The organism is Helicobacter sp. 23-1046 (assembly GCF_053654635.1).
In genome coordinates, this window is the sequence record NZ_JBSIUS010000001.1 from 969,854 (window position 1) to 983,328 (window position 13,475).

The following is a 13,475-nucleotide window of genomic DNA, read 5'->3' on the forward strand; positions in this document are numbered from 1 at the left end:
AATATGGAAATAAGTAAGGAAATACAAGACTTACAAAAGCTCACAGTGCTCTATGTTGAAGATGATGAGGATACGCTTAATCTCACTTCAATGGTGTTGGGCGATTATGTCGGTAGGCTCATAACCGCAAAGGACGGACAAGAGGCGTGGAAAATCTTTAGTATGCACAAAATTGATATTGTGCTTACAGATATTTTAATGCCAAAAATGAATGGGTTAGAGTTTATCTCTGCAATCCGTAAATCCAACCAAGCAAATATCCCTGTAATCATCACCACAGCACACACAGAAGTAAAATATCTCCTTGATGCTATTGAACTCAAAGTGGATAATTATGTGGTAAAGCCCATTGACATTAGCGGGCTTTTACGCACGATGCAAAAGACAATGCTCCCATTCTCTCAAGCCCAACAAATCGAATCACAAAATATCCTTATTAAAGCAATAGGGACTTTTGTGGGTGGTAAAAAAATTGAGATTATTAGGTATCTTATTGAGCATTCAGATGAAGATAGTGTATTTCACGGGAGTTATGAGGACATTATCGCCAACATTGATGTATCCAAGCCAACGGTGGTAAAAACCTTTAAGCAACTTTTAAATACAGGGATTCTTATCAAAGTAAAAAATAAAGTTTATAAATTTCACCCTGATTTTATAATGAAAATTTAGCTACAATTTCTCCGTGAATTTGATACAAATCTCATCTTACATTACAAGGAGAATCCAATGCTAGTTACAGGAAATGAAATCCTCCAAAAAGCCCATAAAGAAGGCTATGGCGTAGGTGCGTTTAATTTTGTCAATTTTGAAATGCTAAATGCGATATTCTTAGCCGCTGATAAAGCAAAATCCCCGCTCATTATCCAAGCAAGCGAGGGCGCGATAAAATATCTCGGCATCGATATGGTGGTAAATCTCGCACGCACGATGGCAAGCCGATATAGCCATATCCCTGTGGCACTCCACCTAGACCACGGCACAAGCTTTGAATCGTGCAAAAAGGCCATTGACGCGGGATTTACCTCCGTGATGATTGATGCCTCTCACCACGAGTTTAGTGAAAATCTCGCCCTCACCACGCAGGTTGTAGACTATGCCCACAGCAAAGGTGTCAGCGTAGAAGCCGAGCTAGGGCGATTGCAAGGTATCGAGGATAATATTTCAGTTAGCGAGGCAGACGCCGTGCTAGTCAATCCCGCAGAAGCACAAGAATTTGTCGCCAAAAGCAAGGTAGATTTTCTAGCCCCAGCCATTGGCACAAGCCACGGCGCGTTTAAGTTTAAAGGCGAGCCAAAGCTAGATTTTGCCCGCCTCCAAGAAGTCAAAAAGCGCACCAATATCCCGCTAGTCCTGCACGGCGCAAGCGCGATACCAGAGTATGTGCGCGAGTCTTTCCTCTCCACAGGCGGGGATTTAAAAGGCAGCAAAGGCGTGCCTTATGATTTTCTAAAAGAAGCGGTAAAGGGCGGAATCAACAAAGTAAATACCGACACGGATTTGCGCATAGCCTTTATGGCGCAAGTGCGAAAAGTGGCAAATGACGACCCTACGCAGTTTGATTTGCGCAAGTTTTTCACACCCGCTATGGAAGCGATGAGCGCGGTAATCGCAGAGCGAATGGAAGTGCTAGGCTCTGCGGGCAAGATTTAGCAAAATTTATAAAAATCTAGCCACATAAAATTTTGCAAAATCTAAGAATCTATGGAAAATCTAGCCCACATTTAGCCCAAATCTAGCAGGCACAAACCAAAAACCACGCCAAAAGGCACGAAAATTTCTTTGTCATTATAAAAACAAGTAAGGATTTATAATGACAAAAGAGACGACAAATAATTCTACACCGACTACCTTGACTACACCACCCGCATTGCCTACCCTACTTTTTATCGCGGATTGTTATAAATACACACACGCCGCAATGTATCCCAAAGGCTTAGAATGCGTGTATAGCACGCTTTATTGTCGCAATCCACGACTAGATTTAAGCGCGCTAAATGGGCATATCGTAGCATTTGGTATGCGCCAAGCAATCGCCAAACTCCACGCCCTCTATGCAGAATTTAAAGCCACTGATAAATCCACAATCAAAGCAGGGCTAGAGTTTTTATACAGCGATTTTATGAAGCTAGATAAATCCCAACAATCCTACGAATTTCTTATCGACAAATGGCTTAGCCTCCCCCAAGAATTGCCAATTCGGTTTAAAATCGTGCCTGAAGGGAGCTTTATCCCCTCGCACTCGCCCATTATCACGCTTCAATCCACACAAGATGAGCATTGTTGGTTTGTAAATTTCATCGAAACTTATTTAAATTCTCAAATTTGGAAATCCTGCCTTGTCGCCACAAATGCCGCGCGATTTAAGCGCATAGAATATGATTGCTTAGGGAGCTACCTTGATGAGAGTTATAATTTCCACGATTTCGCACAGCGCGGAATGAACGGCATTGATGATTGCTATAATTCATCGATGGGGCATATTTTGTTTTTTAATGGCACAGATTCTATGATGGCACTCAAAAATCTCTATGACGAATACGGCGCACAAGCCCATCTCGTAGGCTCAATCCCCGCAAGCGAGCATAGCGTAATGTGTCTAGGCGGGCAAGAAAATGAAGTGGAGAGCTTTAAGCGCATTATGAGCGCATTTCCCAAATCAATGGCATCAATCGTCTCAGACACTTGGAATCTATGGGAGATTATCGAGCAGCTAAAGCGCGACAAAGAGGCAAGCGAAATGATACAAAAACGCGCATTTCCTATCGTGTTGCGTCCTGATTCTGGAGACCCGTTTTTAATCCTCACAGGCGATGCGAGCGCAGATGATGAGCGCGCACGAAAGGGCGTGATAAGACTTGTTGATGAGTATTTTGGACTAAATAAAGTGCGTATAATCTATGGCGATGCTATCACGGTGGAGCGCGCACGCGCAGTATATAGCTGGTGCAAGGACAATGGCTATAATCCCACAAAATTTCTATGCTTTGGGATTGGAAGCTATGCGTATAACTCTGGCATACGCGATGATGTGGGATTGGTAAGCAAGATGACTTGGGCGCGGATAAATGGCGAAAATACACACCTTATCAAATCCCCAATCACAGGGGGCGAAAAGCTCTCACTCTCTGGCAAAGTCGGTATCGACAAGCACACGCGCAAAACCGTGCAGTTTTTGGATAGCGATTTGGAAAATGATTTGCTCAATGGCGATTTAGCCATTCCCTCGTTACGCGAATTGCGAAAATATGTCAAAGCGGAGTTTTTACGCGTATTAGGAAAAAGCAAGTAATAAGAATCTAACCCCCTAAAAGAGCTAGATTCTTATTATAAAAAGTTAGAAAGAAAACTTCACAAAAGCAATCGCATTATTGCGACTTCTTACCTCATCAGCCCAGCCCGGTCTTGTGCTTACAAAGCCCCCACCAAGTTTGCCATTGATTGCATTTTCATCACCAAAGAATCGAAAGCTAAGTACCGCTGAATACTCATCATAATCCCCACCCGAAGCAAGCAAATCAAGCTCTAAGCGAGAATCTGGCTTAATCCCAGCAAATACATACCAAATGCCTGTCTTTCCACCATAATAAATGGGGCTTGTGTGCCCGTAAGGAGCATTTGAACGATACCCGTAAAATCGACTTTTATCATTGCCATACAAAATCACTGAATCTTGGTTGTTTGCAATATATCCAGCACCAAACTTAAAAATTTCAGCGAATATAAGCTCTTCATCAATCCATAACATTAAGGGATTGTTTTTGACGCCAGCAATCTTATAATCCTGCCATAATCCACGAATAGTAGTGATAGATTCAAACCCGCTCACACTTACATCAATAACCGCCTTCGCTCCAGCAGTAAGGATAGGGGTAGAGCCTGTTGTTGTGTTATTTTGGATATTTGTATCATAAAAGGCAAATGGACTTAGCTTAAATCCTTGAAAATCAAAATCAAGTCCGCTCATAAAGACTTCACCTTTATGTCCGTGCTTCCAGCTCACAAAGTTATTAAAACTCGCTAATTCATAACTCATTCTATTGTAATTGCCATTTACGCCGAGTTTTGAATTCATCCATAACGCCCAAAAGCCAAAGCTACTTGCCTTGAGATTAAATGCCACGCCTTGAATGTTACCCCAAAGGTAATCCATTCCTGTGTATTCTTTACCATTTACGCCGTGATAGAATCTCCCCACATCAAAGCGTCCGCCAGCCACAGAAATTACAGAATTATCATATTTGACATACAAATCAGAAACTTCCCAAGTATTTGGAAACGCTCTATCGCCTACACCATCAGTTTTGTCAATCCCAAAATAATTTTGGTAGAATGGAAACGCACCCCAAGCACCAACACCAAAACTCAAACCACTTCCAAAGCCAACATCTAGCCCCAAATGTGCTGCTGCGCTAGCATATCCTGCCTGCTTGCCATTATCTACGGGCATTCCGCTTGTGCCTTGAGAATAATACGCACCGATGAATCCAAATGGAGTAGCTTCAGCTGCACCAGCACTCGCCACAAGCCCAGCACTAAGTGCGATACTAGATAAGAATTTTTTGCCTATTGTATTATTTAATTTCATTTTTGCTCCTTATTACTTGATTTAGGAATGATACTATCGGTTTTTTTTTGATTGTTGTATAATGGATTTTTAAATTTCACACAAACGAAAGGAAAATAATGCAAATACAAACACTAAACCCCATAGACAACAAAGTGCTAGAGGATATTGGACTTAGCTGGCATACAGATTTAGACAGCACACCCTACATTGATAATGAGCTTATCACCATAAGTGAGCAAGAAGCAAACGCCTTTTATGAAGCAGGAAATGAACTTTTTGAAATGTATTCACAAGCAGGAGAATTCGTCTTGCAAAATGATTTGCTTTTTGAGCTTGACATTCCGCCTGTGCTACACGAGATGATTAGACAAAGCTGGGAGGAGGATATTCATTGGTTTTTATATGGACGATTTGATTTAGCTGGGGGACTTGATGGCAAACCCATTAAACTTTTAGAATTTAATGCTGATACTCCCACAATGCTCTATGAAAGTGCGCTAATCCAATGGGCAATGCTCAAAGCAAATGGCAAAGATGAGAATCTGCAATTTAATGACATTTCTCAAGCCCTGCGTGATAACTTCAAGCGACTCATCACGCTCGATTCTAATTTAGAGGATTTTGAGCATTTATATGAGGGGTGGAAAATCCTCTTTAGCAGTGTCAAGGGCAATGTGGAGGAGGAAATCACCACGCGTTTTTTACTCCAGCTTGCCAAAGAATCGGGCTTTGAGGGAGAGTTTGCTTACATTGATGAAGTGGAGTTTTCAGAATCTGATGGTGTGTCGTTTGGCGGGCAAAATTACGAATTTTTATTCAAACTTATCCCGTGGGAAAATATCGCTATTGATGAGCCAGAACTTGCGCAAATTATGCGCGAAATGATGAGAAATAAAAACACTATTTTCCTTAATCCCGCTTATTCTTTAATGTTTCAAAGCAAACGAATGCTAAAAATCTTATGGGATTTATTCCCTAATCACCCATTGCTTTTGCCAGCGAGCTTTAGCCCACTTACAAGCAAACAAGTGTGTAAGCATTCCTTTGGGCGCGAGGGGGCAAATATCAAAATCTTAGATTCTAATGGAGCAATCATAGAATCTAAAGAGGGAGAATATGGCTCACACAAAGAAGTGTATCAAGCATTTGTCGAGCAAAACACCCATAATGGCAACTTTTACCAACCAAATGTGTTTTTTGCTTATGAGAGTTGTGGATTAGGATTTCGCAAGGGCGGAGTGATTTTGGATAATTACTCTAAATTTGTGAGCCATTGCATTAAGGGATAATCAAAGCAAATGAATGGTTTGCATTATGGAGTAGTGCTCACAGGTTGCATTGGCTCTGGCAAAAGCACTGTGAGCAAAATTTTACAAGATTTAGGACATAGCGTGATTTGTGCAGATTCTATCGCGCATAGTATTTTGCAATCCTGCGCACAAGAAGTAACACAACTCTTTGGAAATGAAGTATGTGAAAATGGCGTTGTCAATAGAAAGGCGTTAGGCGCGATAATCTTTCACAACAAGCAAGCCAAAAAACAATTAGAATCTCTCCTGCACCCTAAAATCACTGATGAGATTCTCACTCAAGCGCGTGAGCTAGAGGCACAAAGAAATCTCTATTTTTTAGATATTCCGCTGTTTTTTGAATCTGGTGGGAAGCAAAAATACCCTGCGCGATTTTGCCTCGTGGTGTATGCGCCAAAGGAAGTATGCTTAGAGCGCATTTTGGCGCGAGATGCACTTGATATGGCAAATGCTAAAGCCCGCATAGATTCTCAAATTGACATTGAAGTCAAAAAGGCGCAGGCAGATTTTGTAATCACCAACACGCAAAGTTTGGCACAACTCCAAAGCCAAACACACAAAATCTTAGAAATGATTACAGAACAATACAAGGAGAGTGTATGAAACTTACTAAATATTGTGCCAATGGCAACGACTTCTTAATTTACAACGCGATTACATCGGGGGATTTAGAGTATTATGACAAGCTCGCTGTAAAACTTTGCGCGCGTCATAGCGGGATTGGAGCTGATGGCTTAGTAATCGTGCAAACGACAAAAGGACAAGAGAGCACAACACCAAAGCCCGCATATCAATGGCTTTTTTTCAATCAAGATGGCTCAAGAGCAAGTATGTGTGGCAATGCGAGTCGGTGTGTAGGACATTTTGCTTACACACAAGGCATTGCCCCGTTACATCACACATTTTTAAGCGATAAGGGCATTATTGAAATTACCATTGATACGCAAAATAATGACATTGTAGAATCTTCTCTTGGTAAATGTGAATTTCTTAACGAAGTCAAAGAGGAGAGCATTTGGGGGAATGATTGGTATTTGCTTGATAGCGGTGTGCCGCATTTGATTTGCTTTAGCAACGATAACGCGCTACCCACAAGTAAAGATAACGCATTTTTGGCACACTTGCGCCAAAAGTATAATGCCAATGTCAATGTCGCCTTTGCTAATGATAAAGAAAATGTTTCATATATCACTTTTGAACGCGGTGTAGAGGACATTACGGGAGCGTGTGGGACAGGAGCGTGTGCGGTTGGAGCACTCGGGGTGAAATTAGGAATCCTAAATCCTCATATCAAAGCCACTCCGCCAAGTAAAGAAATGCTACAAGTGCGCATAGATTCCAAATATCATACATTTTTGCAAGGCAGAGTTAGTGTGATTGCATTATGTGAGGCGTTATAAGCGTGTCATAGTGAGGCTTTACAAAAGCCAAAACACCCTCTTGTCTTTATTGTCATATTGAGCGAAGCGAAATATCTCTATTTTAGTTAAGATACTTCGGGCTTCGCCCTCAGTATGACAAGCAAAAAGTGGGGCTTTTACCCCACATCAATTTGAAATGTCGCCTTAAAATTTCTTTTTATTGACATCTTCTAAGATTTCATCAGCGATACCATTTACTCTCTTAGTGATTTCATTTGTCGCATTTGCCACTTCGACATTTTCTTGCGTTACGCTTTCTAGTTGAGCGATTGCTTCGTTAATCTGTCCTAATCCTTCGGTTTGCTCTTTGATAGATTCACTCATTTCATTGACAGATTGCACTAATATATTGACATTTGCTTCGATTTCGCCCAGTGATTTAGAAGTTCGCTCTGCGAGTTTTCGCACTTCATCAGCCACCACAGCAAATCCTCGCCCGTGCTCACCCGCGCGTGCAGCTTCAATGGCAGCATTAAGCGCGAGGAGGTTTGTCTGGTCTGCGATGTCTTTAATCATTCCTACGATATTTTTAATATCTTCAGCTTGATGTGTGCATTCTGTGGTTTTATCACTGACATTTTGCATTGAGCTACTAATCTCCTCTACTGCAGCAGCACTTTGCTCTAGTGAGCTTGCTTGCTTTTGAGAGCCTTCGGTAAGTTTTTGCATTGATTCTTTTAAGACGATTGATTGCTCATCAAGCTCTTTGGCGAATCCCGCGCTTGATTCTAATATTACTTTAATCTCTTTACCCAAAGTGTTTGTTACCAATTCCACGCTTCCTTTTGCGTCTTTTACTTCAGTGGTGAAGTCAAGTTTCGTATAAGAATCAAACACGCGCGAAATCTCTACAATGTTGCTCCCAATTTTTTCTTGAAGTGTATCAAGCATTTTATTGAGCACATTTTTAAGCTCCACTAACTGCGGGTTAGCTGGGTTTTTGATAATTCTTGCGGTGAGATTGCCTGATTCTATCTCTTTAGCAGTTTCAGCAGATTGTAAAATCGCCTCTTCATCTTGCTTCAAATTATCTTGGGATTTTTGGATATTTTCATTGATTGCTGCGCCCATTAGACCAAACTCATCGTTTGCACGGATTCTAATAGGTTTTAACTCCACTTTTTCGTGATTTAAATAACGGAAAAAGTTTAGCAGTGTAGCTGAGATAATGGCGATTCTATTGCTCACTTGAGAGCGCACGAAATACACCATTACAAGTATCACCACAACCACCATAATTGCACTTAAACCAATGATAGTAAGGCTTAACTTATAAAGTGGTGCATACACTTCACTATTAGGAGCAGTAGTGATGATAGTCCAATGCTCATTTAAGCTCTCATCGCCCACTTGGAAACTCGAGGCATACGCCACACCCTCTAAATTAGTGCCATAAGTGGTATAAGGATAAAATCCATCTTTGCCAGCTACAACACCCTCGTTAAACAATTTTAACGCAGTTTCGTGCTTGTTTAACTCTGTCATTTTGCCACCCTTTATGCTGTCATTAGCACTGTGCATAGCTACTGTGCCGTTTTTATCTACGATAAAGCGGACATTGCCCTCATAAATATCGAGCTTTTTATCAGCAAGGCGATTTGAGAGTGTTGCTAAGTCAATAACCACCCCTAAGATTGCGGTTACTTCACCTGATTTGTTCATAACAGGACCACACATTATCACGCCAAAGAACTCATCATTGCCTATTTTTAGCATTTCAGGAGAACCAAAGGCTGAGCCACCACTTTTGACAGCCTCTTGGATAGCTGGTAGCTCGACAAGTGAATCAGCTGCCTTAAGAACCTCTATCTTCCCACCTGTATCTTTTAATGTCAGCACCAAGCGACCCTTATCAGTCAAAATAAGATTATTACTCACATCAGAATCTCTAGGATTTAACATATACAAAAAAGCATAGTTACTCCAACGCGAATTTAACAACATATTTGAGAGTTCATCATAGGCTTCTTTGACAAAGCCACCTCGATTTTCTACATACTCAGTGCTGAGTTTCTTTACAGCAGAGACACCAAGTGTAGCTACCTCATCAAAACTCCCAGTCATAAAGTTCTTATACCGCAAGGTATTCGCCTCTAGGATTTTACGCACATCTTGGCGTATCTCCTCCTTAACCTCCCCGTTAATCACCAAAGCCAAACACGCTATGCCTAACACAAGGACTAATGACACCACTGATATGATTTTTGTGCCAATTTTAAGATTGCTGTAAAACTTCATTGCAAATCTCCTTAGAAGTAGTTTCCTGTAAAATTAAGGGCGGATTATACAAATCCTTTGCTTAAAATAACTTTAGCAAATCGCCATTTTGTTAAGAATCTAAAGACAAATTTAAAATGTCAATTTTTTTTGAAACTTTTGTGGTTGCACCTTGTAGGGATTAAAATTTGCTTTTACATTAAGACGAACATAATCTTTAAGGCGGATAATGCAAGACTTTCATAACGGACAATCCCAAAGCGTAGAGCTTAAAGAAATAACACTAAAAAAGCAACTCTGCTTGCAGGCTTTTACAAATAAACGCTACAACGAATGCGTGGCACTCTGTATAGAGATTTTAAGCATTAACCACTTCGATGTGGAAATATGGAATCTCGCAGGGCTCGTAATGCTCGAACTCAAAGACCACACACACGCGATTGAATACTTAAGCAAGGGGCTTAGTCTAGCGCGTGGCAACCTCGCCCAACTCCAGCAAAACACCCCAAAAGTGTCCGATAAAGAGGATAAAGAGCAAGATGATACAAGCACCCAAAATGCACAAAAAGACGCAACGCAAGATGAGAATATAAAAGCCCAAAATATCAAAGCAATGCACACAACAAAGCAAGATAGCGAGCATAAAGCAGAGTTGATGAATGACTTAAAATCCCACAACCTCGCTATCAAAGTCGCATATAGTCTCTGTGAGGGATTATGGCTTAATCTCGCTGAAGCGCACCGCCGAGCACAAATGCCAGAGCAAGCAGTAGAGATTCTCAAACTTGGCTTGCAAGAAATGCCAGAATTTGATAAAAACGCCACTTGGCATTTCAACCTTGCCAAAGCCTATGTGGATAATGAAGACGCGCTAAGCTCTATTGAGCATTATAAAATCGCATTGCAACTTGACCCAAATGATTTAGGAGCGATGTTTAACCTCGCAAACGCACAAGTAAGCCTCTCACGATTCCCAGAGGCAATAGAACTCTATCAAATGGCATATCAACGCGGATTTAAGCAAGCGGGGATAAATTTAGCAAATACTTACATTAAAATCGGGCTTTTTACCAATGCGATAGAGATTTTTCAAGAGATTCAAAAAGATTTTGAAAATGATGCGGTGTTTTACTTCAACTACGCAAATGCGCTCAACTACGCAAATATAGAATTTGAAGATGCAAAGAAATATTATTTGCGCGCTATTGCGCTTGATTCTAGCAATATAGATTTTGTCATAAACTATGCGCATTTCTTGCTGAAAAAAGACCAATTTAAAGAGGGCTTTATGGTCTATGAAGCGCGAAAGGGCAAAAAAGATATGCTCCCAGACTTGCCAAATCTCTACAATGGTGGCGAGCAAAATGCGGTTGATTTTACAAAAAAAGTCGTGCTTGTGTATTATGAGCAGGGATTTGGCGATTGCATTATGTTTGGGAGATTTTTATGTGATATAGTCAATAACGCCAAAGAAGTAATTTTCTTTGTTAAAGAGCCACTTGTAAAACTCTTTAGTGATGTATTTGACGGGGACTTTGGGACAAAGGTAATGATTATCTCAAATCTTAGCGATATTGATTTAACTCGTGTGGATATAAGCATTTCATTGCTTTCATTGCCACTTGCCTTGCAAATTGAGACAACACAAAGTGTAAGCCAAAACGCACATTATCTCGCGTATAAAAGCGAGGTAAAAAAGGCTCTCGCACGCGGGAGCTTAGAAGAAGAGCCACGCGAGGGTTTAAAGATTGGCGTGTGCTTTAGCACAGATTCTGAATTTTTAGAATCTTCACTCAAAAATATCGAGCCAAAACCACTTTTTGCAATGTTGCGAGAGATTTTCCCCACACAAGAAATCTTTTGCCTTAACCACGCGGGAGTAGATAGTGAAATTTGCGAGCAATTTAGCTTGCACGATTGCAAGGAAGAAATGAGCGATTTTTATGCTACAAGGCAAATTATAGAGAATCTCGATGTGGTAGTTAGCATTGATACTGCGCTTGCGCATTTAAGCGCGAGTATGGGGAAAAGCACGCTTGTGCTCCTCAATAAACGCTATGATTGGCGATATGGCAATGGCGTAAAAAGTGTGTGGTATCCTAATGTGCTTGGATTCCCACAAAGCGAAATGGGAAAATGGGAGAGCGTGCTCGCAAACCTTAAAAGCTATCTTTTGAGTGCATATAGCGAATTTGTGGATACAAGCGAAATAACACAAGAACAAGGTGATTGAGTGTTACTATGATTGAGTGCATTGATATTTTACACCAGCTAAAAAAACTCAATCTCTTGGCGCATAGTCCAAAATGGTGGTGGGCGAATGCTGGGAGCTTTGAAGTAGCCATTGGTGCGATTTTGACCCAAAATAGCAAATGGGAAAATGTCCTAAAATCACTGCAATCTTTACGCAATGCTGGCATTATCCCACACATTAACGGGGAATGTATGGTCGATTTCACGCAAGATAGTAAAATTGAGCGCGAAAATTACACAATGATTGAAAATATCGCAAATTGCGAAGTCTCTGTGCTTGCAAGCCATATTGTAGGACTACAAAACCAAAAAGCAGTGCGCCTACAAAATCTCACACAAAACTTACTCCAAACTTTTTGCAACTTTAAAGACATAAAAGAGAATCTCTCGCGTGATTGGCTCTTAGCACAAAAGGGATTTGGATTTGAAAGCGCGGATTGCGTGCTAAATTATATGTGTGGGCGCGAAATTATGGTCGTGGATAAATATACACAAAAGTTCCTTAGTGGGCTTGGGATAGAATTTGAGGATTACCAAAACCTTCAAGCATTTTTTATGAGTGGCTTAGAGGGCGAACTAGGGCGAGTGAGCGAGCTCTATGGAGAGGACTTTGAGAATCTTGGACTAGGCTTTGTGTATGCGCGATTTCACGGCAAAATCGTAGAGTTTGGCAAAGCGAAACTTCCATATAGCGCGCTAAAAAAATAACCCTCCATCGCTTTGTGTATGTGCGCGGGATTTTGCCAGCCTTACTCGCGCACTAAAAATTTATCTTCAAAATCCTTACTATGTGTTTTCATAAAGTCTCTGGCTTCCTCCTCACTTTGGAATCCCTCAAGCATTACCCGATAAATTTCTTCATTATTGGAAACTACGCCCTTAATGATATTTACGACATAGGGCATATAAATATTGTTTTTCTCTTTTGTCTCTTGTGCGCCCTCTACACGCTTAAATGCACCAATTTGTATGGCAAATTTCCCACCCGTAATGCTTCTTGGCGTATCACCTACTTCAAATTCCTCTCTTAGCATTTCATCAGCATTAAGCACTTCTTTTGAATCCACATTCACCACCCCTTGAAAGCCTACCACTTCAAGGCGAACCTTTGCTGTGCCTTGTTTCATCATATCAAGGTCTTGAGCGGCAGCCTTGCTTACATCAATTATACGCCCCTCTACAAATGGACCTCTATCATTTATCCTCACTAGCGTGCTTTTGCCATTTTCGACATTATACACGCGCACCATAGTATTCATTGGCATTGTTTTGTGTGCGGCAGTATGGGCGTTCATATCGTATTTCTCACCACTTGCGGTTTTTTTAGCGTGGAATTTTAGCCCATACCAGCTCGCTATACCATCAAAGCTATCGTGCAAATTCACTTGCTGTGGGTGATACCACTTGCCATTTTGTTTGTAAGGTTTCATTGTTCCCTTTAATCTGTCTTTTGTGTCTTTTGTAGGATTATCTTTGCTTATTTCATTAAAGGTATCGCTCCACGAATCATCGCTCGCATATCCCCCTATCGTGCTTACAGAATCTCCAGCGGCGTTATATTGGTCGCTTTGCTCATAAGGAGATTGTGAAGTTTGAAACTTCGAGCTACTCATTGTGAGCTCTGAGCACGCGCTAAAAAACACTCCAAAAGCCACGCACGCTTGCAATGGTATTGTTTTTGTTATTTTCATTTTATGCCTCCAT

11 protein-coding genes are annotated in these 13,475 nt (G+C 41.0%); 8 read left to right on the forward strand and 3 right to left on the reverse strand.

Going from position 1 to position 13,475, the window contains the following annotated elements; translation table 11 throughout:
- Positions 1-3: 3 nt before the first annotated feature.
- The 3 genes from ACWIUJ_RS04705 to ACWIUJ_RS04715 all read left to right on the forward strand — a co-directional run bounded on the left by ACWIUJ_RS04705 (position 4) and on the right by ACWIUJ_RS04715 (position 3,292).
- Positions 4-672, forward strand: coding sequence for a response regulator (locus ACWIUJ_RS04705; RefSeq protein ID WP_454151289.1), 669 nt, complete (start codon positions 4-6; stop codon positions 670-672).
- A 57-nt stretch (positions 673-729) separates the two neighbouring features.
- Positions 730-1,653 (forward strand): class II fructose-bisphosphate aldolase, encoded by a 924-nt coding sequence (locus ACWIUJ_RS04710; protein ID WP_454169291.1) that lies wholly within the window; start codon positions 730-732, stop codon positions 1,651-1,653.
- 160 nt (positions 1,654-1,813) lie between these two features.
- A complete protein-coding gene (locus ACWIUJ_RS04715) occupies positions 1,814-3,292 on the forward strand; it encodes a nicotinamide phosphoribosyltransferase domain-containing protein (RefSeq protein WP_454169292.1) in 1,479 nt (492 codons plus the stop codon).
- A 45-nt stretch (positions 3,293-3,337) separates the two neighbouring features.
- Here the strand turns inward: ACWIUJ_RS04715 and ACWIUJ_RS04720 are convergent, their stop codons facing one another.
- Positions 3,338-4,588, reverse strand: coding sequence for a hypothetical protein (locus tag ACWIUJ_RS04720; RefSeq protein WP_454169294.1), 1,251 nt, complete (start codon positions 4,586-4,588; stop codon positions 3,338-3,340).
- A gap of 98 nt (positions 4,589-4,686) precedes the next feature.
- Between ACWIUJ_RS04720 and ACWIUJ_RS04725 the strand changes: the two genes are divergently transcribed.
- The 3 genes from ACWIUJ_RS04725 to dapF are packed head-to-tail and all read left to right on the forward strand — an operon-like array spanning position 4,687 to position 7,280.
- Positions 4,687-5,859: a glutathionylspermidine synthase family protein gene (locus ACWIUJ_RS04725; RefSeq protein WP_454169296.1), complete on the forward strand. Its 1,173-nt coding sequence runs from the start codon at positions 4,687-4,689 to the stop codon at positions 5,857-5,859.
- A gap of 9 nt (positions 5,860-5,868) precedes the next feature.
- Entirely contained in the window at positions 5,869-6,483 is a 615-nt protein-coding gene (coaE, locus tag ACWIUJ_RS04730) for a dephospho-CoA kinase (protein WP_454169298.1), read from the forward strand.
- Positions 6,480-7,280 carry a diaminopimelate epimerase gene (dapF, locus tag ACWIUJ_RS04735; RefSeq protein ID WP_454169300.1) on the forward strand — a complete coding sequence of 267 codons (801 nt, stop codon included), beginning with the start codon at positions 6,480-6,482 and terminating at the stop codon, positions 7,278-7,280. The genes coaE and dapF overlap by 4 nt, the downstream gene beginning before the upstream one ends.
- A gap of 165 nt (positions 7,281-7,445) precedes the next feature.
- On the opposite strand, the gene ACWIUJ_RS04740 is transcribed toward dapF, so the two are convergent.
- The gene (locus tag ACWIUJ_RS04740; RefSeq protein WP_454169302.1) at positions 7,446-9,539 is read right to left on the reverse strand and encodes a methyl-accepting chemotaxis protein; all 2,094 of its coding nucleotides are present in this window, start codon (positions 9,537-9,539) and stop codon (positions 7,446-7,448) included.
- A gap of 208 nt (positions 9,540-9,747) precedes the next feature.
- Here ACWIUJ_RS04740 and ACWIUJ_RS04745 point away from each other — a divergent pair, with 208 nt between their 5' ends.
- On the forward strand, positions 9,748-11,751 hold the full coding sequence (locus ACWIUJ_RS04745; protein ID WP_454169304.1) for a tetratricopeptide repeat protein: 2,004 nt from the start codon (positions 9,748-9,750) through the stop codon (positions 11,749-11,751).
- 8 nt (positions 11,752-11,759) lie between these two features.
- Positions 11,760-12,479: a 3-methyladenine DNA glycosylase gene (locus ACWIUJ_RS04750; RefSeq protein ID WP_454169306.1), complete on the forward strand. Its 720-nt coding sequence runs from the start codon at positions 11,760-11,762 to the stop codon at positions 12,477-12,479.
- Between the two features lie 41 nt (positions 12,480-12,520).
- On the opposite strand, the gene ACWIUJ_RS04755 is transcribed toward ACWIUJ_RS04750, so the two are convergent.
- A complete protein-coding gene (locus ACWIUJ_RS04755) occupies positions 12,521-13,462 on the reverse strand; it encodes a septal ring lytic transglycosylase RlpA family protein (RefSeq protein WP_454169308.1) in 942 nt (313 codons plus the stop codon).
- Between the last annotated feature and the right edge of the window lie 13 nt (positions 13,463-13,475).